Here is a 22,090-nt window from a genome sequence, read left to right as displayed (position 1 = left end):
GCCTAAAGCGTCCGGGCGATCAGCAGCTTCATGATTTCGTTCGTCCCGCCATAGATGCGCTGGACGCGGGCGTCCTTGTACAGCTGGGCGATCGGATATTCGTTCATATAGCCGTAGCCGCCGTGCAGCTGGAGCATCTCGTCGATGGTCTCGCCCTGGATGTCGGTGACCCAGTATTTGGCCATGGAGGCGGTCGCCGCATCCAGTTTCCCCTTGAGGTGCAGGCCCATACAGTGGTCGACGAACACCTTGGCGACCGTCAGCTTGGTCTTGACCTCGGCCAGTTTGAACTGGGTGTTCTGGAACTCGATGACCCGCTTGCCGAAGGCCTTGCGTTCCTTGACGTAGTCGATGGTCTCGGACAGGCCCCGCTCGGCGGCGGCCACGCCCTGGACGGCGATGTTCAGGCGCTCCTGCGGCAGTTGCTGCATCAGCTGGACAAAGCCCTGGCCCTCGACGCCGCCGATGATGTTCTCGCCGGGCACCTTCACATCGTTGAAGAACAGCTCGGAGGTGTCATTGCCCTCCATGCCGATCTTGTGGAGGTTCCGGCCGCGCTCAAAGCCCTCGGCCCCGTCGGTCTCGACAATGATCAGGCTGGTGCCCTTGGCCCCTTCGGACGGGTCCGTCTTGGCCACCACGATGATGAAGTTCGCCAGCTGGCCGTTGGTGATGAAGGTCTTGGAGCCGTTCACCACATACTGGTTGCCCTGCTTTATGGCGGTGGTCTTGATCCCCTGCAGGTCCGAGCCTGCCCCCGGCTCGGTCATGGCGATGGCGCCGACCAGTTCACCGGACTGCAGCTTGGGCAGCCAGCGGGCCTTCTGTTCCTCGGTGCCATAGTGCCAGATGTAGGGGGCGACGATGGCGTTGTGCAGCGAGATGCCGAAATGGTCTGCACCCTTCCAGCCCAGCTGGCGCATCAGCACGACCTCGTGGCGATAGTCGCCGCCCATGCCGCCGTCTTCTTCCGGCATCGACAGGCCCAGTAGGCCCGCCTCACCCGCCTGGGTCCACAGCTCACGCGGGACCGAGGAGTTGGCGATCCACTCCTGGACCTTTTCGGGCGGCGCATGTTCGTCGATCCACTTGCCGACGGAGTCGGAGAAGAGGGTGATCTCTTCTTCCTGCATGAAATCGGGGTCGGGGCTGTTGAGGATGTTCATGGCCACTTACCTGTCTCCCTCCCCCTCATGGGGAGGGTGGTCGCGAAGCGACCGGGTGGGGAACGGGGGTGTGGCGCTAGACCCCACCCTGCCCGGCATGAATGCCGGACATCCCTCCCCATGAAGGGGAGGGAGATTATGGATCAGAACGCCTCCGCCGGCATGGCCATGAGCACATCGGCGCCCGTCTTCAGCTTGGCCAGGTGCGCGCCGGCGTCGGGCAGGATGCGCTCGACGAAATAGCGGCCGGTCTGCAGCTTGGTGGCATAGAAGGGATCGTCCGATCCCCCGTCGATGGCCTTTTGCGCAGCGATTGCCATCTGGGCCCAGACATAGGCCATGGCCGTCAAGCCGAAGATGTGAAGATAGTCGGTCGAGGCCGCACCGGCATTGTCCGGGTTCTGCATGCCGTTCTGCATCAGCCACATGGTGGCCTCCTGCAGCTTCTTCTTGGAATCCGACAGGCCGTCGATGAAGGGCTTCACCGTCTCGCCGGCGTCGCCGTTCTCCGAGACGAAGGCGTCGATGTCGGCGAACCAGCTCATGATGGCCCGGCCGCCGTTGGCCGGCAGCTTGCGGCCCACGAGGTCGAGCGCCTGGACGCCGTTGGTGCCCTCATAGATCAGGGTGATGCGCGCATCGCGCAGATACTGGCTGGCGGGGAAGTGTTCGGTATAGCCCGAGCCGCCGTGCACCTGCATGGCCAGCGAGGCCACGTGGAAGCCGCGGTCGGTCAGGAAGGCCTTCACCACCGGGGTGATCAGACCCATGTAGTCGCGGGCCTTTTGCGCCGTCGCCTCATCGTCCGACTTCTGGAGATCGGCCTGCAGCGCGGTCCACAGGATGAAGGCCTGGCCGCCTTCGACATAGGCCTTGGACTCCAGCAGCATACGCCGCACATCGGGGTGAACGATGATCGGATCGGCCGGACCGTCGGCATTCTTCGGCCCGGTCAGCGAGCGGCCCTGAAGGCGGTCCTTGGCGAACTCGACGGCGGCCTGATAGGCGGCAGTGCCGATCGAATGGCCCTGCAGGCCGGTGCCCAGACGCGCCTCGTTCATCATGACGAACATGGCCGCCATGCCCTTGTTCTCGGTGCCGACCAGCCAGCCCTTGGCGTTCTCATAGGACATGACGCAGGTGGCATTGCCGTGGATGCCCATCTTGTGCTCGAGGCCCGCGCACTGGGCGCCCTCGTTGCGGTCCCCCAGCGACCCGTCTTCGTTGACGAACACCTTGGGCACGACGAACAGGCTGATGCCCTTGATGCCCGCCGGGGCGCCCTCGATGCGGGCCAGCACCAGATGGATGATGTTGTCGGTGAAGTCATGCTCGCCCGACGAGATCCAGATCTTCTGGCCGGTGATGTTGTAGCTGCCGTCGCCGTTCGGCACCGCCTTGGTGCGGATCAGGCCCAGATCCGTGCCGCACTGCGGCTCGGTCAGGTTCATGGTGCCGCCCCATTCGCCGGTCGCCAGCTTGGGACAATAGATGTCCTTCAGCTCATCCGAGGCATTGGCGTGCAGCGCCTCGTAGCAGCCGTGGGTCAGACCCGGATACATGGAGAAGGCCGCCGAGGCCGCCGCCGTGAACTGGCCGAATGCCATGCCGACGATGGCAGGCATGCCCTGACCGCCGTGCGCGGGGTCAGAGCTGAGCCCCGGCCAGCCGGCCTCGACCATCTGCTGATAGGCTTCCTTCCAGCCGGTCGGGCCGGTGACCTTGCCGTTGTCCCACTTGCAGCCTTCCTGATCGCCGACCTTGTTCAGGGGTGCGATGACTTCCTCGGCGAATTTTGCGCCTTCTTCCAGAATCTGCTGCACCAGGTCGGAGCTGACCTCGGCAAAGCCGGGCTGGTTCGAATAGCGGTCGATCTCCAGCACTTCGTTCAGAACAAAGGTCAGGTCGCGGACAGGTGCCTTGTAGGCCATGGGTCAGACTCTCGACTTCTGGGAATGGGACAGGGGGGAATGCAGGGCATGAGCCAGCGGCGCATGTCCATGTTCCGGATTGAGCCGCGCCTTAAGCAGGTCGGCATATTCGTCGGCACCGGGCAGCAGGTCCGGCCGGTGCTGGCCCAGCCGCTGCTCCATGACACGACAGGCTTCTTCCGCCGTGGCGATGGCGTCGTCCAGATCCTGTCGCTGCAGCTTCAGCGCCTCGATCTGGGCCCGATGGCGGCGCAGGGCCACGGCCATCTGGTGAACGTTGTGATCATTGTGGTCGTACAGATCCAGCATCTCCTGGATCTCCTGCAGCGAGAAGCCGATGCGGCGCCCCCGCAGGATCAGCTTCAGCCGCGCCCGGTCGCGCGCCGAATAGACGCGGGTCTGGCCCTTGCGCGCGGGGGTCAGCAGGCCCTTGTCTTCATAGAAGCGCAGGGCCCGCGCCGTCGCCCCGAATTCGCGGCACAGCTGGCGGATGGAATAGGTGCGATGATCGTCAGCACTGGCCATGCATCCGTCATAACTTGACGCGCACGTAAAGGGAAGCTTTTTGATGACGCGACGTCACGTCAACGACCGGGGCACGGCGAAGGGCGACCTTCCACAGAAGGTCTGCCCCGCCTGTGCGCGTCCCTTCAGCTGGCGGCGCAAATGGGCGCGCGACTGGGATCAGGTGAAATACTGCTCGGATAAATGCCGGGCCAAAGGCGTCTAGCGGAGCGGGCAGGCCTCGCGCAGGCGGAACCACAGCACCGGGGCGGTGGCCGCCAGCAGCGCCAGATTGACGATCGAATGGCCGATGTCGCCGCTCACCGCATGAACGCCCAGCATGACGGTCTGCAGCACCAGCAGGCCGGCCGCCGCCACGATCAGCAGCGGACGACCGATCTTCCAGCTGATCAGCGGGGTCAGCAGCATGATGGCCAGCACGATCTCGGCCAGGCCCACTCCCCGCACCAGATCGGCCGGCACATGCTGGGGCCAGTTCATCAGGGCCGTCAGGGTCGAAAGGGGCTCGGTCAGCTTGGCATAGCCGGCGGCGATGTAGAACATCGCCACCCAGCCCTGCAGCGTCCACAGGGTCAGGTTCAGATAGCTGGCATTCAGGCGCGCGCGGACGGAAGGATAGGTTTGGCTGTGCATGGTCGTGGACCCGGGGAGGGGCTTCGTTCTATTGGTAACAGTGGCGATGTCGGAACGGCGAGCCTGTCCCGCAAGGGTGCGAAGCGTGAGCGTAACCATCCGTGATCGCCTTCTGCGCCAGGTCCACGGCCAAAGCGTGGCCGTATCCATACGGATGTGTAACCCCGACAGGCTTTATGTCCGTTAAACCTGTTGGCGCGCCGCCCGGACGGCGGCCAGTCGTTCCAGCTTGGCGTGGAAGGGGCCCCAGTCGTCCTCGCGATCGATCGCGGCCCAGATGGCCTCGACCTCATCGATCAACATTTCCTCGGGTTCCGGAGCGGCAAAGGCCGGATGCTCCAGCCGTTCGGGCCGGTCCGGCTCGTGCTCGAACAGGGCAAAGCGGAAGGCGTCGAAGGCCTCGCCCTGATAGAGCCGCGCCCGCGGCCCCCGGAGCGCCCGCTCGGACGAAGAGAACCCGCCGAACCAGTCGTGGAACAGTGGCTCCCACCGCAGGGCCTCGCCACCCTCCCGCAGAAGGGCCAGGGTGGTATCGACCAGCCGCTGATCGGCCGCTTCGCCTAGGGACTTCACCCCCAGCCGCTCCAGAAAGGCCGCCCGTAGCTCGGAGATATAGCGGGGGCCGAACCCGTTGAGGGCCTCGGTCAGGGCGCCGACGTCGGCAATCGGCTTCAACGCCCCGCCCAGTTGCGTCAGGGCCCAGAACACCGCCTCAGGCTGGCGGGCAAAGGCATAGAGGCCGAACTGGTCGAAATAGGCGGCCGTGAATCCCGGCTCATAGTGGGGCAGGAACCGCCAGGGGCCATAGTCGAAGCTCTCGCCCGTGACGTTCAGATTGTCGGTGTTCAGCACCCCGTGGACAAAGCCCGCCGCCACCCAGCGGGCCGTCAACCGCGCCGAGGCTGCAACGATCGTCGCCATCAGCCCCGGCACATCGCCTTCCGCGACCGAGGGGTGATAGAGGGCCCGCGCGTGCTCGGCCAGCACCGCCGTCAGGTCCGGGCGCTCCAGATAAGCCGTCCGCTGGAAGGTACCGAACCGGATGTGGCTGTGCGACAGGCGCACCAGCACCGCCGAACGCGTCGGCGACGGCTCGTCGCCCCGCTGCAGCGCCTCGCCGGTCTCGACCAGCGACAGGGCGCGGCTGGTCGGCGCACCCTGGGCCTCCAGCATTTCGGCGGCCAGCACCTCGCGCACGCCGCCTTTCAGGGTCAGCCGCCCGTCCGCCCCCCGCGACCAGGGCGTGGTGCCCGAGCCCTTGGTGCCCAGGTCGAGAAGGCGACCCTGTTCGTCGCGCAATTGCGCCGCCAGAAACCCCCGCCCGTCGCCGAGATCGGGGTTGTAGGTTCGGAACTGGTGCCCGTGATAGCGCATGGCCACCGGCCCGGGCTGCCCCGGCAGGGGCTCGAACCGGCCGAAATGAGCGAGCCATTCGGCGTCGGTCAGAGACTCGAGGCCCACGGTTGCGGCCGCCCGGTCATTGCGGAACCTCAGCCGGGTCTCGGGAAAATCGGCCGGGCGGACGGCGTCACCATAGTCCTCCCCGAGATCGAAGAAGCGCGGTTCGGGGCGGTAGGCGGGAGAGGTCGGCATCGGCGACAGATGCGCACTGCGGGCCGTGCCCGCAATGGCGAAGGTCTAATCGTCCCGCGCGGACTCGGCGCCGCGGAAGGTCGCCCAGTCGTCACCGGTCGGCGGGGGCGGCAGGCTCTCGGGAATGCCGTCCGCGGGATTGGGATCGATGGAATGCCCCTGACGATGCAGATGGGCCTTGGCGATCATATTGGCCGAGATCGGGGCGGTCAGCAGCAGGAAGATGGTGATCAGCATCTCATGCGCCGACCACGGTTGGCCCGACGCCGGGAAATAGATCATCGAGGCGATCAGGCAGGCCCCGACGCCCAGCGTACTGGCCTTGGTCGGCCCGTGCAGGCGGGTCATCAGCGACGGCAGGCGCGCCAGTCCCCACGACCCCACCAGAATGAAGATCCCGCCCATGACCAGCAGGACGGAGATAGCGACTTCCGCAATCGGGTTCATTCGACGATGTCTCCCCGCAGCAGGAATTTGCAGTAGGCGACCGTGCCGACGAAGGCGACCATGGCCAGCAGCAGGGCGGCCTCGAAATAGGTCTGGGTAGCCTCGGCCACGCCGAACACGACGATCAGGGCGATGACATTGATGGTCAGGGTGTCAACCGACAGGATGCGATCGCCCAGCGTCGGGCCGCGCAGCAGCCGGAACAGGCTGAGCAGCATCGCCAGGCTGACGCAGGCGAGGGCGAACCCCAGGGCCCAGGGCAGGATCGAACCGGTCATCGGAACACCTTCATCAGACGGGTCTCATAGCGTTGCTTGATGCGGGCGACCTCGGCGACCGGATCGGCCACGTCGAGCGCATGCACCAGCAGGGCCCGGCCATCCGACGAGATATCACTGCTGACCGTCCCCGGCGTCAGGCTGATGGTGCCCGCCAGAACGGTGATGGCCTCGGCCGAGCGCAGCTCGGTCGGGATCACCAGCCAGCACGAGCGAAGATCGCGGTTGCGGCGCGTCAGGATGATCCAGGCGATCTCGAAATTGGCGACGATGACATCGAAGATCACGATCAGAAGATAGGCCAGGGCGTCGCGGCCGAAACGCATCCTGGGCCGGTCCGGCCAGAAGCGGCTGGTCACCAGCGGCACCACGACGCCGAACACCAGGGCGAGGAACAGGGCGCCGAAGGTGAACTCATTCACCAGCAGCATCCAGACGACCACCAGCAGCACGCTCAGCGCCGGGTGAGGCAACAGACGACGGATCATCGGCGACCTCCCGCCGTGGGGCCGAGCACGGCGTCAATATACTGTTGCGGATCGAACAGCTGGGCGGCGGTCGCCCCCGTATAGGCCGTTACCGGCCCGCCGAGCACCGTCAGCACCCCCAGCAGGGCCAGCAAACCAGCGGCCACGCCGACGCCGCCCCACCGGCCCCTGAGGGCGCGCAGGGGGATAGCCCCCTCAACCGAGGCGCTCTTCCAGAAGAGGCGGCTGCCGGCGCGAGCAAAGGCCAGCACACCGATCAGGGTGGTGATCAGGATGGTGGCCCAGATCCAACCGGCTTCCGGCGCGGCCCGCACCCCGTCGAGGACCAACAGCTTGCCGATGAAGCCCGACAGCGGCGGCAGGCCGACAATGCCGATGGCCGACAGGAAGAACAGCCCCGACAGCAACTCCGACTGACAGAACCGTGGGGCGAGCGTCAGGGCATCGCCGTGCGCGCCGCGTCGCTTGGCAATCATGTCGACCACGAGGAACAGGGCCGCCCCGGCAAGCGTCGAATGCACCGCATAATAGAGGGCTGCGCCCATGGCCTCGACCCGGAAGACCGAAACGGCGCTCAAGAGCACCCCCATCGAGCCGACCACCGACCAGGCGGCCATCTCACGAAGCGTACGGGCCGCAAACAGGCCGACGAAGCCGATGACGGTGGTGATGATGGCCGCCGGCAGCATCCAGTCTGCGGTCAGCCAGGCCAGGGTGCCGGCGTCCTCTCCAAAGATGAGCGTGCCGGTGCGGATCAGGGCATAGGCCCCGACCTTGGTCATGATGGCGAACAGGGCGGCCACCGTGGCGGTCGTCGCCGCATAGGCCCCGGGCAGCCAGAAATGCAGGGGAACCAGTGCTGCCTTGAGGGCGAACACCACGGTCAGCACCAGCGCTGCGGCCGCGATCAGCCCCTGATCACCCGGCGACGCCTCCGCCACGCGGACCGCCATATCGGCCATGTTGAGCGTGCCCGTGACCCCGTACAGCAGGCCGACGCCGACCAGGAACAGGGTCGAGCCGACCAGATTGATGACCACATACTGTACACCGGCCCTGAGGCGCGCCGCGCCCTGCCCGTGCAGCAACAGGCCATAGGAGGCGATCAACAGCACCTCGAAGAAGACGAACAGGTTGAACAGGTCGCCCGTCAGAAAGGCCCCGTTCAGACCCAGCAGCTGGAACTGGAACAGCGGGTGGAAATGCCAGCCCTTGCGGTCCGCGCCGGTCACCACGGCATAGCCCATCACCGCCAGCGCCAGCACCGACGTCAGCAGCAGCATCATGGCCGACAGCCGGTCCAGCACCAGGACAATCCCGAACGGCGCCCGCCAATTGCCCAGCGCATAGCTTTCCACCGCGCCGCTCGAAGCGTGCACCGTCAGACTGGCCGCGATGCCGACCAGAGCCAGACACGACATCAGCGACACCAGCCGCGAGGCCCCCAGCCGGTGCCGGAGCAACAGCAGGGTCAGCGCCCCGAGCACCGCAGGCAGGATCAGGGCGGCGACGATCAGATTGGGGACGTGGGCGCTCACGGCTGCGCCTCCCCGTCTTCACGACCATCGACCTGATCGGTGCCGGTCTCGAGGAAGGTCCGCAGCGCCAGGATGACGACAAAGGCGGTCATGCCAAAGGCGATGACGATGGCCGTCAGCACCAGCGCCTGGGGCAGGGGGTCGGTATAGCTCTCGGTCGCCTTGTCGTAGATGGGCGGCTGGTCGATCACCAGCCGGCCCATGGCGAACAGGAACAGGTTGATCGCATAGGACAGGAAGGCCAGGCCCAGAACGACCGGGAAGGTCCGCCCCCGCAGCACCAGATAGACTCCGGCAGCGGTCAGCACGGCGATGGCCGAGGCGATGAGCAGCTCCATTGTCATTGGTCGACCTCCGCCGCAGCGGCCGCTTCGTCGCGGCCGGGGTTGATGTCCATGGCGGTCTCGGTCTCGGGCTGCGGCTCTTTTTCCGCCCGCTCGGCGACCTGCGACAGCTGGGCCAGCGCCAGCATGACCGCCCCGATCACCGTCAGCGCCACGCCGATGTCGAAAAGTATGGCGGTGGCCAACTCGAACTCACCGATCAGGGGCAGGCTGAAATAGTCAAAGGCGCTGGTCAGGAAGGGCGCGCCGAACAGCAACGCCCCCAGCCCGGTCAGGGCCGCGACCAGCACCCCGGCGCCGATCAGGGAGTGGTGGTCTGCGTGCAGGCGCTGATCGGCAAAGGCAAAGCCTGAGGCCATGTACTGCATCAGTATGGCGACGGCGACCACCAGGCCGGCGATGAAGCCTCCGCCCGGCTGGTTGTGCCCGCGCAGGAAGATGTAGAGCGCCACCATCACCGCCAGCGGCAGGACCAGCCGCGTGGCGACGACCAGCATCATCGGGTGGTGTTCGGGCGAGCGCACCGTGTCGGGCCTCCAGGCCGCCAGACGCTTGCCACTGGCCCCGGTCTCGACCCGCTCCAGCAGGGCGAAGATGCCCAGGGCCGCGATGCCCAGCACGATGATCTCGCCGAAGGTGTCGAAGCCGCGGAAGTCGACCAGAATGACGTTGACGACATTGGTGCCGCCGCCTTCTGATTTGGCATTCTCCCAGAAATAGCCGGAGATACTGTCGAGGGGCCGGGTCATGATGGCCCAGGCCGCCCCGCCGACGCCCAGACCGGCGGCCACCGCCACTGCGCCATCCCGGGCCTTGCGCCACGGCCGGCTTTCGACCGGCGTCTGTTTGGGCAGCAGGTTCAGGGCCAGCAGCATCAACAGGATGGTCACCACCTCGACCGAGATCTGGGTCAGGGCCAGGTCGGGGGCTGACAGGTGGACGAAGGCCAGCGAGATGATCAGCCCGACGATGCCGATGTAGATCAGCGAGATGTAGCGCGCCTTGTGGGTCAGAATGACCATGGCGGTGGCCGCAATCAGGGCGATCCATCCGACGACTGCAGCCGGCGAAGCCTCGACCCCGGGCCGGTCGCCCGCGACGTAGCCGGCCGAGAAAAACCCGGCAAAGCCCACTACCACGGCGGTGCCGATCAGGGCCACCATGCCCCGCTGCAGCGAGCCGTTCTGCAGCAGGTCCATGCCCGTGCGGGCCATCCTGACTGCACCGAGCACTCCGGCATCGAACAGGGGCTTGGCCTCCGGCAGCCGCGCGCCCTGCCACAGTCGGTCCAGCCGCCGATGCCCCGCGAGCAGGGCGGCCCCGAGCGCCAGCGCGATCGCGCTCATGAACAGCGCGGGGGTCACCCCGTGCCACAGGGCCAGATGCTCGGGCTCGGCGGCACCGTTCGTCACTGCCCCGGCGACCAGATTGACCAGCGGCCCGGCGACCAGGGCCGGGGCCAGACCGATGGCCACCACCAGCGCCACCAGTACGGCGGGCGGTCCCCACAGGCCTATGCCCGGATCGTGCGGCGTCTTCGGATAGCTTTCGCGCCGCTTGCCGAAATAGACATGGACGATGTAGCGCAGCGAATAGGCGACCGAGAGCGTCGCCCCCAGCGTCGCCAGCACCGGGAAGACCCAGGCCTGGCCCAGCCAGACGGTATCTGCGGCCTCGTACAGCATCATTTCCTTGGAGATGAAGCCGTTGAGCGGCGGCACACCCGCCATCGACAGCCCGGCAACCACTGCGAGCGTCCCGGCGATCGGCATCAGGCCGAACAGCCCGCCCAGCCGCTTGATGTCGCGCGTCCCGGCCTCATGGTCGACGATGCCCGCGTTCATGAACAGGGCAGCCTTGAACGTCGCGTGATTGATGATGTGGAACACCCCGACCAGCGCCGCCATCGGGGTGCCGATCCCGAACAGCATGGTCAGAAAGCCCAGATGGCTGATGGTGGAATAGGCCAGCAGCCCCTTCAGGTCGTCCTTGAACAGGGCCACGCAGGCGGCGAACACCATGGTCACCAGACCGGTGGTCGCCACGATCAGGAACCAGGCATCGGTCCCGGCCAGCACCGGCCACAGCCGCGCCAGCATGAAGACCCCGGCCTTCACCATGGTGGCCGAGTGCAGATAGGCGCTGACCGGCGTCGGCGCAGCCATGGCGTGCGGCAGCCAGAAGTGGAACGGGAACTGCGCCGACTTGGTGAAACAGCCGCCGAGGATCAGCAGCAGGGCCGGCAGATACAGCGGCGAGGCCTGGATCACCTCCTTTTGCTGCAGGATCACGGTCAGGTCGTAGGAACCGGCGATGTTCCCGAGGATCAAAAGGCCCCCGATCAGGGCCAGACCGCCGCCCCCCGTGACGAACAGCGCCATCCGCGCCCCCTGACGCGCTTCGGGTGAATGCCGCCAGAAGCCGATCAGCAGGAAAGACGAGAGGCTGGTCAGTTCCCAGAAGATCAGCAGCAGCAGCACATTGTCCGACAGAACAATGCCCAGCATCGCCCCCTGGAACAGCAGCAGATAGGTGAAGAACCGCCCCATCGGGTCGGCCGCCGCCAGATAGAAGCGCGCATAGATGATGATCAGCAGACCGATGCCGAGGATCATCCCCGCGAACATCAATCCCAGCGGATCAAGGAACAGGCTGGCGTTCAGGCCGAGGGCGGGAATCCAGGGCACGCTTGCCGTGAAGACCTCGCCCCTCATGACCCCGGGCACCATACTGGCCAGCACGACCAGGGCCGACAGGGTCACCGCCCCGGCGGCAAGAGCGGAGGCATTCCGGCCGAACCGGATGGCCAGCGCAGGAGCCAGGGCCCCCAGCAGGGGTAGGAGAGCAAGCAGAAACAGCAAGAAACGGCCTCGGAAGCAGGAGTCAGGCGGGGCGCGGGCCGCCCTTGTAGAGGTTGATGACCCGAATTTCTCCCCCGCTGCAAAAAAATGTCGCAGTCGGGCCGCACCGGCGCCGCACTTCCGGCAGAGCCCCTCCGGGCCGGGGGCGGTCGTCGGCGCAGGATTTTGCCGCGTTCCGCCATGGATACTGTCGCGGATTGGATGAATATTGACGTAAGGTCATCTCTTTCTGTCGCTTTTGCGTCACAGTTCAGTCCACGACAGGGCTGAATTCAAGCCACGGGGGAGCCCACTGCTTGTGACTGGCCCGCGCTTGGATTACCCCAAGGACTGGAGGATCCTCGCCCCGACAGAAGGGCAGATCCAGGGATCAGGAAACGGCTCGGCGGCCAATCAGTGCTGTCGAGCATCAAGCCGGGAGCCATCATGCGCCTCACTACCCTTCTTCGTACCACCGCGTCCGCCGCTGTCGTCGGTGCCGTGACTTTCGGCTTTGCCGGAATCGCCTCGGCCCAGGAAACGACGGTCGACGACATCATCGTCACCGCCCAGAAGCGCGAGCAGAACCTGCAGGACGTGCCGATCGTGGTCACGTCCCTGTCCCAGGAAACCCTGCAGGACGCGGGCGTTCGTGACATCAAGGATCTGCAGATCCTGACCCCCGGCATGACGGTCACCTCGACCCAGTCCGAGGCCTCGACCACTGCGCGCATCCGCGGCGTTGGTACCGTGGGTGACAACCCCGGCCTCGAAAGCTCGGTCGGCGTCGTGATCGACGGCGTCTATCGCTCGCGTAACTCGGTCGGCTTCGGCGACCTGGGTGAACTGCAGCGCATCGAAGTGCTGAAGGGCCCGCAGGGCACCCTGTTCGGCAAGAACACCTCGGCCGGCGTCATCAACATCATCACCGAGCAACCGTCGTTCACCCCCGGCTATAATGCCGAATTGACCGTGGGCAACTACGGCGCCCGCTCGCTGAACGGCTCGGTCACCGGCCCGCTGAGCGACACCATGGCGATGCGCCTGTATGCCGGCATCAGCCAACGAGACGGCTTCTACGACGTCGACACAGGCGATGGCCCGCGCACCGAGACCGACGACGCCAACAAGGACTTCTGGACCGTCCGCGGCCAGCTGTTGTGGCTGCCCAGCGACACCGCCTCGTTCCGCTTCATCGCCGACTATTCCAAGCGCGACGAATACTGCTGCGTCGGCGTCCAGACTCGCGTTGGTCCGACCTATCCCTTCGTCGACGGCCTCTCGACCGGCACGGGCCAGACCCCGCCGTCCGCAGGCTTTGGCCCGGTGCCATTCTCGCGCCTCGCCTATGCCAACCGCGGCACGGGCCAGAAAATCGAAGATCGCGGCGTCTCGCTGGAAGCCAACTTCGACATGCCCTCGATGAACGCCACCCTGACGTCGCTGACGTCGTGGCGGAGCTGGTCCGGCGATCAGGGCCAGGACATCGACTATACCGGCGCCGACATCGCCTATCGCTTTGACGACGGTGAATATGGCTACACGGTTGAGAACCTGACCCAGGAAGTTCGCCTGGCCGGCGCGACCGACCGCCTCGACTGGCTGGTCGGTGCCTTCATCACGAAGGAAGATATCGGCCGCACCGACGCCTGGAACTATGGCGCTGACTATACGCCGTTCCTGTCGTTCCTGCTCACCGCCCGTTTGAACGGCGCCAACCCCGCCTGGGCTATCAGCCCCGGAAGCATCGGCTGCTTCACCGCTGTGGGGCAGACAGTCCCCGGCCTGAACAACTGCCTGACCACGGGCGGCGCAGCCAACGGCGGCGGTATCGGCTTTGCGGCCGGCCCCGGCTATGCCGATACCTATGACCAGGAATCGACCTCGATCGCCCTGTTCACCAACAACACCTTCAAGGTGACCGAACAGTTCGATATCACCCTGGGCCTGCGCTACACGATGGACGAAAAGTCCGTCGACGGTCAGCAGATGAACGTCAACGGCAATGGCAACACCTGTAACGCTGCGCTGGCGAACGCCGGGGCCATCGGCGGCTTGCTCGGCGCCAGTGCGCCGACCATCCTTGGCAACTTCTGCCTGCCCTGGTCGAACTCCGCCTTCAACAACCGGTCGGTGTCGGAATCCTTCGACGACAGCGAGCTGAGCGGCACGATCAAGGCCTCGTACCGCCTGAACGACTCGGTCATGACCTATGTGTCGTATGCCCGCGGCTACAAGAGCTTCGGCTACAACCTCGACCGCGTGCAGTCGGGCATCACCCCGACCGCCAGCCTGCTGTTCCCCTCGGAAGTGGTCGACAGCTATGAAGCGGGTGTCAAAATGACCCTGCTGAACCGCTCGCTGCTGCTGAATGCGACCTACTTCGACCAGACGTTCGAGGACTTCCAGCTCAACACCTTCCTTGGTACCGCCTTCGTGGTGGAATCCATCCCCGAGCTGACGTCGCGTGGTGTCGATGCCGACTTCCTGTGGTTCACCCCGGTCGAGGGCCTCAGCCTGTCGGGCGGCGTGACCTACACCGACGCCCAGTATGGTAACTTCGTCGCCGCTGACCTCGCCAACCCCGCGAACTTCCCGCAGCTGTCCCTGCTGCCGGGCGCCACGGCCTCATTCGCTCCGGAATGGTCGGGTTCGGCCTCGCTGAACTATGATCGCAGCATCGGCAATGGTCTGCGCGGCGGCTTCTCGCTGTCGGCCAAGTACATGAGCGACTACAACACCGGTTCTGACCTGCTGCCCTCCAAGCAGCAGGACGCCTTCACCATGGTGAACGGCCGGATTTCGATCGGCACGGAAGACGAGCGCTGGATGCTGGACATCTGGGCCCAGAACCTCACCGACGAGGAGTACGTCCAGGTCGCCTACAACGCCCCGCTGCAAGGCTCGGCGTTCCAGTCGACCGTCCAGCCCAACGGGACCTTCTACAATCCCGCCCTGGACACCCAGTCGATCGACGCCTACCTCGGTGCCCCGCGCACCTACGGTCTGACCCTGCGCGTCCGCTATTGATCTGACGGGGCCTCTTCGGAGGCCCCCGACGGTCCTTCGCGGGCTCCAATAAAGAACCGGCCGGAGAGCGATCTCCGGCCGGTTTTCTTATGCGTGCATGTCGGACCAATCAGTCGATGCAGATCGCCGCTGTCGCCCGACCGTTCTCAACCCGGGTGTAGCAGCCGAACTGGTTTGAATCAGCGGTGCACTGTCCTTCGACGGCGCGGCCGTCCTCGACGATCACACTGCCGGGCACCCGGCACTCGCCCTGACACTGGGCGGCATCGGTGCAGGTCTTGCCGGCGTCGGAATACTGCAAGACGCACTGCAGGCTCTGCATCCGCCCGACGCGCTGCATCTTGCCGCCCTGGGCGGCGCAGTCCGCCTCCGCCCGCTGTTCGGGAGTGACCCCGCCCCCGAAGCAGGACGAAAGCCCCAACCCCAGCACCAGCGCCCCCATCATCGAAGCCACACGGATCATGGTCATTCTCCTTCGGCGGCAGACCGGCCCTTGTCGAAGCCGGACCAGCAATCATCATAGTCCAGCTGCATCAAAGGCGTGGTTTGAGCCCATTTCGTGACCCGAATGGGCGCGCGGGTCTCGAACATGAAGGCCAGGGTGCCCTCGATCTTGTGGGGTTTCAGTTCGGCCTTGATCGCCGCGTCATAGGTGGCCTGATCCGGGCCATGGCCACTCATCCGGTTGTGCAACGACGCCCCGCCCGGTGCAAAGCCATCGGCCTTGGCGTCATAGGCACCCGTGACCAGACCCATAAACTCGCTCATCACATTCCGGTGGAACCACGGCGGGCGGAAGGTGTCCTCGGCCACCATCCAGCGCGGCGGGAAGATGACAAAGTCACAGTTGGCCACACCCGGCGTGTCCGAGGGACTGGTCAGCACCGTAAAGATCGACGGGTCCGGGTGGTCATAGCTGACCGTATTGATGGTGTTGAACCGCGCCGTGTCATAGCGGCAGGGGGCATAGTTGCCGTGCCAGGCCACCACATCCAGCGGGCTGTGGTCAAAGGTCGTGGTCCACAGCTCGCCGCCATATTTCTGGATACACTCGGTCGGGCGATCCACATCCTCAAAGGCGGCCACCGGCACTTCGAAATCGCGCGGATTGGCCAGGCCGTTGGCGCCGATCGGGCCCAGGTCCGGAATGCGGAAGGCTGCGCCGTAGTTCTCGCAGATATAGCCGCGCGACGGGCCGAACAGCTCGACCCGGAACCGCACTCCGCGCGGGATCAGCACGACATGGCCCGGCTCGGCCTCGACAATGCCGAACTCGGTCACGAACCGGTGCGCCCCCTGCTGGGGCACGATCAGAAGCTCGCCATCGGCGGAATAGAAGACCCGATCGGTCATCGACCGGTTGGCGGCATACAGATGGATGCCGATGCCGGCGTCGGCGTCGGGATCCCCATTGCCGGCGTAGGTTACCAGCCCCTCGACCCAGTCGGTCGGCGTTTCCGGGACCGGAAGCCGGTTCCAGCGCATGCGGTTGGGATTGGGCGGCACCTCATCGAACGGACCGGACCGGATCAGGCCCCGGTCGATCGTCTGATAGGCGGGGTGCTGGGCCGACGGCCGCAGGCGGTACAGCCAGCTGCGGCGGTTCTCGGTGCGCGGGGCGGTAAAGGCCGTGCCCGACAGCTGTTCGGCATACAGGCCCAGCGGCGTCTTCTGCGGCGAGTTCTGCCCGACCGGCAGGGCGCCCGGCACCGCCTCGGTCGAGAAGTGGTTGCCAAAGCCGGGCATATAGGCGGGCGCGTTGGATCGCGTCATGGTGCGTGTCTCCCTGTGCCGGGAGATTTAGCGCCCCCCGCCAGTGCAAACCACCCCCACGGCGATCGGTTCAGAAGCCCTGGCTTTTCGCCACCGCATCCTGATGGAAGCCGACGTCGCCCAGCAGTTCGTTCAGCACCCGCACCCGTTTCATGAACAGGCCGACGTCGTACTCATCGGTCATGCCGACGCCGCCGTGCATCTGCACCGCTTCCTGAACCGCCAGTTCGGCGACCCGCCCGGCCTTGGCCTTGGCGACGGCGACCGCCAGCGGCGCGGCGTCGTCGTCGCCTGCATCCAGTTTCTGCAGGGCGCCCAGCGTGGCCGCCCGGGCGATCTCGATCTCGCTGAACAGATGGGCCGCGCGGTGCTGGAGGGCCTGGAATTCGCCGATGGCCCGGCCGAACTGTTTGCGGGTCTTCAGATACTCCATCGTCAGCTGGAACGCCTGATCCCCTGCCCCGGTCAGGCTGGCCGCCGCGCAGGCCCGGCCCAGGTTCAGCGCGCCCTCCAGCAGGGTCTCGCCGCCGTCGACCGTGCCGATCACCGCATCCGCATCGACCTGGACATCGTTCAGGGTGATGCGCGCGGCATTGTGGGCGTCGACCATGATGGTCCGCTCGACCTCCATCCCGGCCGTCTTCGGATCGACCAGGAACAGGGTGAGCCCGCCCTCGGTCAGGGCGGCGACGATCACCGCATCGGCCACATGGCCGTCCAGCACCATGGCCTTGGATCCGTTCAGCCGGAAGCCATTGCCAGAACGCTCGGCCGTGGTGGTGATCTTGCCGGGCGCATGTTTGGCGCCTTCATCCACGGCCAGAGACACTATGGCCTCGCCCGCCGCGATCTTCGGCAGCCAGGCCGCCTGCTGCGCTTCCGAGCCGCCGTCGACCAGCACCCGCGCCGACAGCACGGCCGAACCCATGAAGGGCGAAGGCGTCAGGGTACGGCCCAGGCTTTCGGCCACGACGCCGGCCTCGACGGCGCCGAGGCCCGCGCCGCCGTGCGCCTCCGGGATGATCACCCCGGCCAGCCCCATTTCCCCGAACGCCCGCCACAGGTCGCGCGAGACACCGTCGGCGTCGCGGCTGTCGCGCAGCTTGCGCAGGTGCGCCAGCGGAGCGTTCTCATTCAGGAAGCCGTCGGCGGCCTCCTTCAACATGGTTTGTTCTTCGGTCAGGATCAGGGGCATGGCTCAGGCTCCCGGCAGCTGGAGCAGGTGTTTGGCGATGATGTTCAGCTGGATTTCGCTGGTCCCGCCCTCGATGGAATTGGCCTTGGTGCGCAGCCAGTCGCGGGCAGCAGCCCCCTCGTGCGACCGCTCGCCTTCCCACTCCAGCGCATCGATACCGCCCGCCGCCATCAGCAGTTCGTGACGGCGCTTGTTCAGCTCGGACCCATAGTATTTCAGCATGGAAGCGATGGCGGGATGGGCCTGTCCGGCCTTCATCTGATCACCCGTCCGCTCCAGCGCGAGGCGGAACGCCGCCGCATCGACCTCCAGCTCGGCGATGCGGGCGCGCAGCATGGTGTCGTCCAGTCGGCCCTCGTCGTCGCTGCCGATCGATCCCGTCGCGACCTGGCCCAGAGGACGTCCCCCGCCAATCTCGCCCATCGCACCGATCATCGTCCGTTCGTGGGCCAACAGATATTTGGCGACGTCCCAGCCGCGATTGAGTGTCCCGACCAGATTGGCCTTCTCGACCCGCACATCGTCGAAGAAGGTCTCGCAGAACGGGCTCTTGCCCGAGATCAGGGTGATCGGCCGGGTCGAGACACCGGGCGTCTCCATATCGAACAGCACGAAGGAAATGCCCAGATGCTTGGGCGCCTCGGCATCTGTCCGCACCAGACAGAATATCCAGTCGGCCTTGTCGGCATAGGAGGTCCAGACCTTCTGGCCATTGACGATCCAGTGGTCGCCCTGATCGACCGCCCGGGTCTGCAGGCCGGCGAGGTCAGACCCCGCGCCCGGCTCGGAATAGCCCTGGCACCAGCGGATCTCGCCGCGGACGATCTCGGGCAGGAAGCGCTTCTTCTGTTCCTCGGTGCCGAATTTCAGCAGCGCCGGGCCCAGCATCCAGATGCCGAAGCTCAGCAGCGCGGGCTGGGCCTTGATGCGGCGCAGTTCGGAGGCCAGCACCTTGGCCTCCTCGCGCGTCAGCCCCCCGCCGCCGTATTCGCTCGGCCATTCGGGCGCGGTCCAGCCCTTGGCCCCCATGGCCTCCATCCACGCCTTGTGTGCCGGTGTGGCAAAGACCGCCTTGCGACCGCCCCAGATGGAGGCGTCCTCGCTGGCCGCCGGTCCCCGGACCTCGGGCGGACAATGGGTCTCAAGCCAGGCCCGGACCTCGGCCCGAAAATCTTCCAGATCGCGCATGGGCTCCCCGTTTCGCTTTGTCTGGCCGAATCCTAGCAGGCTTCAAGGCATGACGCTGCGTCATCCCCCGCGGGATTTTCGTCGCAGACAGACAAACGCCCGCCCCGCTTTTCGCGGGACGGGCGTCGATCCGGTTCGTCCTGAAAGGATCAGGCGTTGGCGGCGGCCGGCTGGGCGGCAGCACGCTGGAAGGTCAGGGCGATCAGACGATCCCAGCCCAGCAGCGACGTCAGGTGGCTGTAGATCTGGCCCAGAGCGCCGTTGTCGCGCAGCTCGACCAGCTTGTCGGCCGGCAGGGCCTTCAGCTTGTCTTCCGACACGGCATAGTATTCGGCGATCTTTTGCGGCTCGCCGGCTTCACCGTTCGGGCCGCGCGGGGTGAAGACGGCCTCGCGCACGTCCAGCAGGTCCAGGTCCTGGATCAGCTTGACGAACGATTCCGTGCGCAGGCGCTCCTGCTCGAAATTATTGCAGAACTCCATGGCCTGCTGGGTGAACTCGCTGGGCTGGCCGTCCTTGAACAGCGGCTGCTGGCCGCCTTCGGCCAGGAAGGGCGCCTGACGGTCCACGCACAGGATCAGACGCTTTTGCGCCTCGTCATTGGCGAACACGAACGGATAGCGGCGCACATAGGCCGGGATATAGGCGTCCGAGCGGAACGCGCCGTCATCGATGTACAGGTTTTCACCCTGACGCAGGCCCAGCACCGCGACGGGCTGGCGAGTGTCACCGATGAAGATGACCGGGAACGACAGGGCCGCCGGCGCGAACTCGGTGACCGTCAGCGGCACGATGTTCGACTGGGCGACAAACGCATAGGGCTTGTCCGACGGGTTGATGCCCAGCTTGCCGTGGTTCTCGACCGAAAGGGGTTCGGGCTTGCCGTAGAACAGCACGTTACCGGCGAGTTGGCCGGACATGTCGCCGGTTTGCATGGAGGTGGTGTCGGTCATGAAGGCTCGGGACTCATGGAGTGAAGGAAGGTCGCGCCTTCTAGCCCATGCCGGGGCGGGCGGCAAACCGGCCCGCCCCGCACGGGAATTCAGAACCGCCAGGCCATGCCCGCGCGCAGGTTTCGGCCGGGCAGCGGCGTCAGATCCTTGAGGAACGACGTGTGCTCGCGCACCTCGGCATCGCCCAGATTGCGGCCTTCGACATAGAGGGTCAGCCCCTGCTCGCGGTCGGGGCTCCACCCCAGATAGAGGTCGGCCGTCGTATAGGCGTCGGTCGGCAGTTCAAAGTCGGTGACCCGGTCCTGTTCACCCACCCGTCGCACGGTCAGGCGGGTCGTCCAGGGGCCGAGGTCCAGTTCGGCCTTGCCGTTCAGCGACCACGGCGGGATGCGGGCGGGCGCACCCAGATCCGTCTCGCCGCGCACATAGTCATAGCCCAGACCGAGGGTCAGGCCGTCCTCGCCGGACTGCCAGGCCTGATAGTCCAGGCGGGCTTCCATGCCGTGGAACTCTGCGTCCGTCTGCACATAGGCGAACACCGGCAGTTCGTCCGCCTCGGCGCCGGTCGGGCGCAGGTCGATGAAGCCGTCATAGTCGGCCCGGAACAGGTGCATATCGGCGGTCCAGGGGCCCTGCTCCCAGTGCACGGTCGCCTCGATCGAGGTCACCTTTTCGGAGTCGAGATCGGCATTGCCGACCTCGAAGGCGCGCGTGGCGATGTGCGGCCCCTCGGCGAACAGTTCCGCTTCGGTCGGGGCGCGCCCGTTGCGCGACAGCGACAGCCCCAGGAACAGGGCCTCGACCGGCTTGAAATAGACGCCCGCAGACGCCGAGACGTTCGAGAAATCGCGCTGCCCACCGATGGGGCTGTCCAGATCACGGGTGTCGAAGCGCAGGCCGCCTTCCAGACCCCAGCTGTCCATGTCGTAGCGGTGGAGCGTATAGACCCCCAGTTCGGTGATCTCGACGGGCGGCACATAGGCCTCGTCGCCGGCGGCGTCGAAGTCGCGGCTCAGCCCCTGCAGGCCATAGGCCGCGTTCCAGCCACCCCGGCGGGGCATGACGAGCTCCAGCCGCCCTTCCAGGCCTTCAGAGGTGAAGACGGTTCCGATCTCGTCCCCCTCGAACTCGGTATGGGTGTAGTCGGCATAACCCGCCGACAGGCGAATCCGGTCGATCGGCGCATCGACAAACCGCCATTCGCCGCGCAGGTCATAGCGGGTCTGCTCCAGTCCGATGGTGACGTCTTCCTCCTCATCCGGAGGGGTGGCGCCGCCGCCATGGTCCTCGTGCGCGTGGCCGGGCACGCCATAGTCGCTCTCGGTCCGCTTCACCGACACACCGATAAAGCCTTGCTCGCCGATATAGCTGAGCCCGCTTCCGAAGGCCCGGACGCGCGAGGCGCTGTTCTCGACCGTCGTGCTCCCCGTGTCCTCGTAGACCTCGCCCTCATCCTCGACCTGGCGGCGCGATTCGGCGGGCACCGGAATGTCATAGTCGTCGCTGCGGCGATCCAGCCCGTCCAGCGTCAGAACCCACGGCCCCTGACCGAGGGTCACGCCGGCGCCGATCGAACGGCCGTTGTCGACGCTGGAGGCCTGGGCCGTCACCCGGCCGTCAAAGCCGTCATACGGCGCCTCTTCCGGGATGCGGCCGTCGATCACATTGACCACCCCGCCGATGGCCGAGCCGCCATAGGCCAGGGTCTGGGGCCCGCGCAGCACCTCGATGCGCACGGCCTCGCCCGGATCGGCCGCGACCTGGTGGTCGGGCGACAGCGAACTGGCATCGATCAGCCCCATGCCATTGGTCAGCACCTGCACCCGCGGCCCGGCCAGACCGCGGATCACGGGCCGGCTGGCCCCCGGCGAGAAGGCGGTCGAGCGTACGCCCGGCAGACCGCTCAGCACATCGCCCAGCGTGCCCGAGGGCGCGGTCGACAGGGCTTCCTGGTCCAGCACATCGACGGCGATCAGACTGGCCTCGGCACTGATGCCGAACGGCGCGCCCGTGACGATGATGTCGTCCAGTTGCGTCGTGCGGGCCTCGGGCTCCGGGTCCTGGCCCGCCGACTGCGCCAGCACCGGCGTCGCCACCGGCAGGATCAGGGCGCTCAGCAAGGCCGCGCGGGCGGTGCTGCGAAGACGGGACGAACGAACGGACATGGG

The 22,090-nt window shown here is 66.3% G+C and carries 19 protein-coding genes; 2 read left to right on the top strand and 17 right to left on the bottom strand.

From position 1 onward, the window contains the following. Positions 1–2: 2 nt before the first annotated feature. From V7672_RS08765 to V7672_RS08755, 3 genes are all read right to left on the bottom strand, one after another. Positions 3–1,166 carry an acyl-CoA dehydrogenase family protein gene (locus V7672_RS08765; protein WP_335624414.1) on the bottom strand — a complete coding sequence of 388 codons (1,164 nt, stop codon included), beginning with the start codon at positions 1,164–1,166 and terminating at the stop codon, positions 3–5. Between the two features lie 143 nt (positions 1,167–1,309). Continuing rightward, the gene (locus V7672_RS08760) at positions 1,310–3,097 is read right to left on the bottom strand and encodes an acyl-CoA dehydrogenase C-terminal domain-containing protein (protein ID WP_335624212.1); all 1,788 of its coding nucleotides are present in this window, start codon (positions 3,095–3,097) and stop codon (positions 1,310–1,312) included. Positions 3,098–3,100: 3 nt separating this feature from the next. Next, complete coding sequence (locus V7672_RS08755; protein WP_335624211.1) at positions 3,101–3,622, bottom strand: MerR family transcriptional regulator; 522 nt, start codon at positions 3,620–3,622, stop codon at positions 3,101–3,103. 43 nt (positions 3,623–3,665) lie between these two features. On the opposite strand from V7672_RS08755, the gene V7672_RS08750 reads away from it, so the two are divergent. Beyond that, positions 3,666–3,827 carry a DUF2256 domain-containing protein gene (locus V7672_RS08750; protein WP_335624210.1) on the top strand — a complete coding sequence of 54 codons (162 nt, stop codon included), beginning with the start codon at positions 3,666–3,668 and terminating at the stop codon, positions 3,825–3,827. Here the strand turns inward: V7672_RS08750 and V7672_RS08745 are convergent. The 8 genes from V7672_RS08745 to V7672_RS08710 all read right to left on the bottom strand — a co-directional run bounded on the left by V7672_RS08745 (position 3,824) and on the right by V7672_RS08710 (position 11,804). Continuing rightward, on the bottom strand, positions 3,824–4,255 hold the full coding sequence (locus V7672_RS08745) for a DoxX family protein (protein WP_335624209.1): 432 nt from the start codon (positions 4,253–4,255) through the stop codon (positions 3,824–3,826). The two genes, V7672_RS08750 and V7672_RS08745, sit on opposite strands and share 4 nt — an antisense overlap. A gap of 183 nt (positions 4,256–4,438) precedes the next feature. Continuing rightward, on the bottom strand, positions 4,439–5,848 hold the full coding sequence (locus tag V7672_RS08740; RefSeq protein WP_335624208.1) for a protein adenylyltransferase SelO: 1,410 nt from the start codon (positions 5,846–5,848) through the stop codon (positions 4,439–4,441). A gap of 45 nt (positions 5,849–5,893) precedes the next feature. Further along, a complete protein-coding gene (locus V7672_RS08735; RefSeq protein ID WP_335624207.1) occupies positions 5,894–6,295 on the bottom strand; it encodes a Na+/H+ antiporter subunit G in 402 nt (133 codons plus the stop codon). Next, a complete protein-coding gene (locus V7672_RS08730) occupies positions 6,292–6,573 on the bottom strand; it encodes a K+/H+ antiporter subunit F (RefSeq protein ID WP_123286251.1) in 282 nt (93 codons plus the stop codon). The genes V7672_RS08735 and V7672_RS08730 overlap by 4 nt, the downstream gene beginning before the upstream one ends. Continuing rightward, positions 6,570–7,061 carry a Na+/H+ antiporter subunit E gene (locus tag V7672_RS08725; protein WP_335624206.1) on the bottom strand — a complete coding sequence of 164 codons (492 nt, stop codon included), beginning with the start codon at positions 7,059–7,061 and terminating at the stop codon, positions 6,570–6,572. The genes V7672_RS08730 and V7672_RS08725 overlap by 4 nt, the downstream gene beginning before the upstream one ends. Further along, the gene (locus tag V7672_RS08720; RefSeq protein WP_335624205.1) at positions 7,058–8,599 is read right to left on the bottom strand and encodes a monovalent cation/H+ antiporter subunit D; all 1,542 of its coding nucleotides are present in this window, start codon (positions 8,597–8,599) and stop codon (positions 7,058–7,060) included. Before V7672_RS08720 ends, V7672_RS08725 begins: the two co-directional genes overlap by 4 nt. Then, complete coding sequence (locus V7672_RS08715; RefSeq protein WP_335624204.1) at positions 8,596–8,943, bottom strand: Na+/H+ antiporter subunit C; 348 nt, start codon at positions 8,941–8,943, stop codon at positions 8,596–8,598. Before V7672_RS08715 ends, V7672_RS08720 begins: the two co-directional genes overlap by 4 nt. After that, positions 8,940–11,804 carry a monovalent cation/H+ antiporter subunit A gene (locus V7672_RS08710; protein ID WP_335624203.1) on the bottom strand — a complete coding sequence of 955 codons (2,865 nt, stop codon included), beginning with the start codon at positions 11,802–11,804 and terminating at the stop codon, positions 8,940–8,942. Before V7672_RS08710 ends, V7672_RS08715 begins: the two co-directional genes overlap by 4 nt. Positions 11,805–12,230: 426 nt before the next feature. Here V7672_RS08710 and V7672_RS08705 point away from each other — a divergent pair, with 426 nt between their 5' ends. Next, complete coding sequence (locus V7672_RS08705) at positions 12,231–14,813, top strand: TonB-dependent receptor (protein ID WP_335624202.1); 2,583 nt, start codon at positions 12,231–12,233, stop codon at positions 14,811–14,813. A 109-nt stretch (positions 14,814–14,922) separates the two neighbouring features. Here V7672_RS08705 and V7672_RS08700 read toward each other — a convergent pair whose 3' ends face one another. The 6 genes from V7672_RS08700 to V7672_RS08675 all read right to left on the bottom strand — a co-directional run bounded on the left by V7672_RS08700 (position 14,923) and on the right by V7672_RS08675 (position 22,087). Continuing rightward, entirely contained in the window at positions 14,923–15,276 is a 354-nt protein-coding gene (locus V7672_RS08700) for a hypothetical protein (protein WP_335624201.1), read from the bottom strand. Between the two features lie 2 nt (positions 15,277–15,278). Then, complete coding sequence (hmgA, locus tag V7672_RS08695) at positions 15,279–16,586, bottom strand: homogentisate 1,2-dioxygenase (protein ID WP_335624200.1); 1,308 nt, start codon at positions 16,584–16,586, stop codon at positions 15,279–15,281. A gap of 70 nt (positions 16,587–16,656) precedes the next feature. Beyond that, positions 16,657–17,781, bottom strand: a complete 1,125-nt coding sequence (locus tag V7672_RS08690) for an acyl-CoA dehydrogenase family protein (RefSeq protein WP_335624199.1) — start codon at positions 17,779–17,781, stop codon at positions 16,657–16,659. A gap of 3 nt (positions 17,782–17,784) precedes the next feature. Further along, a complete protein-coding gene (locus V7672_RS08685; RefSeq protein ID WP_335624198.1) occupies positions 17,785–18,969 on the bottom strand; it encodes an acyl-CoA dehydrogenase family protein in 1,185 nt (394 codons plus the stop codon). Positions 18,970–19,118: 149 nt separating this feature from the next. After that, positions 19,119–19,922, bottom strand: a complete 804-nt coding sequence (locus V7672_RS08680; protein ID WP_335624197.1) for a SapC family protein — start codon at positions 19,920–19,922, stop codon at positions 19,119–19,121. Between the two features lie 89 nt (positions 19,923–20,011). Next, the gene (locus V7672_RS08675) at positions 20,012–22,087 is read right to left on the bottom strand and encodes a TonB-dependent receptor (protein WP_335624196.1); all 2,076 of its coding nucleotides are present in this window, start codon (positions 22,085–22,087) and stop codon (positions 20,012–20,014) included. Between the last annotated feature and the right edge of the window lie 3 nt (positions 22,088–22,090).

This window comes from Brevundimonas sp. (genome assembly GCF_036963785.1).
Lineage (GTDB): Bacteria > Pseudomonadota > Alphaproteobacteria > Caulobacterales > Caulobacteraceae > Brevundimonas.
This window is presented reverse-complemented; position numbering and strand designations above follow the sequence as displayed.

Bases quoted from the DNA above. Each gene is read 5' to 3' on its own strand.
- V7672_RS08765 (WP_335624414.1), bottom strand. From the start codon at position 1,166: ATGAACATCCTCAACAGCCCCGACCCCGATTTCATGCAGGAAGAAGAG.
- V7672_RS08755 (WP_335624211.1), bottom strand. From the start codon at position 3,622: ATGGCCAGTGCTGACGATCATCGCACCTATTCCATCCGCCAGCTGTGC.
- hmgA (WP_335624200.1), bottom strand. From the start codon at position 16,586: ATGACGCGATCCAACGCGCCCGCCTATATGCCCGGCTTTGGCAACCAC.
- V7672_RS08735 (WP_335624207.1), bottom strand. From the start codon at position 6,295: ATGAACCCGATTGCGGAAGTCGCTATCTCCGTCCTGCTGGTCATGGGC.
- V7672_RS08730 (WP_123286251.1), bottom strand. From the start codon at position 6,573: ATGACCGGTTCGATCCTGCCCTGGGCCCTGGGGTTCGCCCTCGCCTGC.
- V7672_RS08705 (WP_335624202.1), top strand. From the start codon at position 12,231: ATGCGCCTCACTACCCTTCTTCGTACCACCGCGTCCGCCGCTGTCGTC.
- V7672_RS08680 (WP_335624197.1), bottom strand. From the start codon at position 19,922: ATGACCGACACCACCTCCATGCAAACCGGCGACATGTCCGGCCAACTC.
- V7672_RS08675 (WP_335624196.1), bottom strand. From the start codon at position 22,087: ATGTCCGTTCGTTCGTCCCGTCTTCGCAGCACCGCCCGCGCGGCCTTG.
- V7672_RS08700 (WP_335624201.1), bottom strand. From the start codon at position 15,276: ATGATCCGTGTGGCTTCGATGATGGGGGCGCTGGTGCTGGGGTTGGGG.
- V7672_RS08750 (WP_335624210.1), top strand. From the start codon at position 3,666: ATGACGCGACGTCACGTCAACGACCGGGGCACGGCGAAGGGCGACCTT.
- V7672_RS08690 (WP_335624199.1), bottom strand. From the start codon at position 17,781: ATGCCCCTGATCCTGACCGAAGAACAAACCATGTTGAAGGAGGCCGCC.
- V7672_RS08725 (WP_335624206.1), bottom strand. From the start codon at position 7,061: ATGATCCGTCGTCTGTTGCCTCACCCGGCGCTGAGCGTGCTGCTGGTG.
- V7672_RS08745 (WP_335624209.1), bottom strand. From the start codon at position 4,255: ATGCACAGCCAAACCTATCCTTCCGTCCGCGCGCGCCTGAATGCCAGC.
- V7672_RS08715 (WP_335624204.1), bottom strand. From the start codon at position 8,943: ATGACAATGGAGCTGCTCATCGCCTCGGCCATCGCCGTGCTGACCGCT.
- V7672_RS08685 (WP_335624198.1), bottom strand. From the start codon at position 18,969: ATGCGCGATCTGGAAGATTTTCGGGCCGAGGTCCGGGCCTGGCTTGAG.
- V7672_RS08740 (WP_335624208.1), bottom strand. From the start codon at position 5,848: ATGCCGACCTCTCCCGCCTACCGCCCCGAACCGCGCTTCTTCGATCTC.
- V7672_RS08760 (WP_335624212.1), bottom strand. From the start codon at position 3,097: ATGGCCTACAAGGCACCTGTCCGCGACCTGACCTTTGTTCTGAACGAA.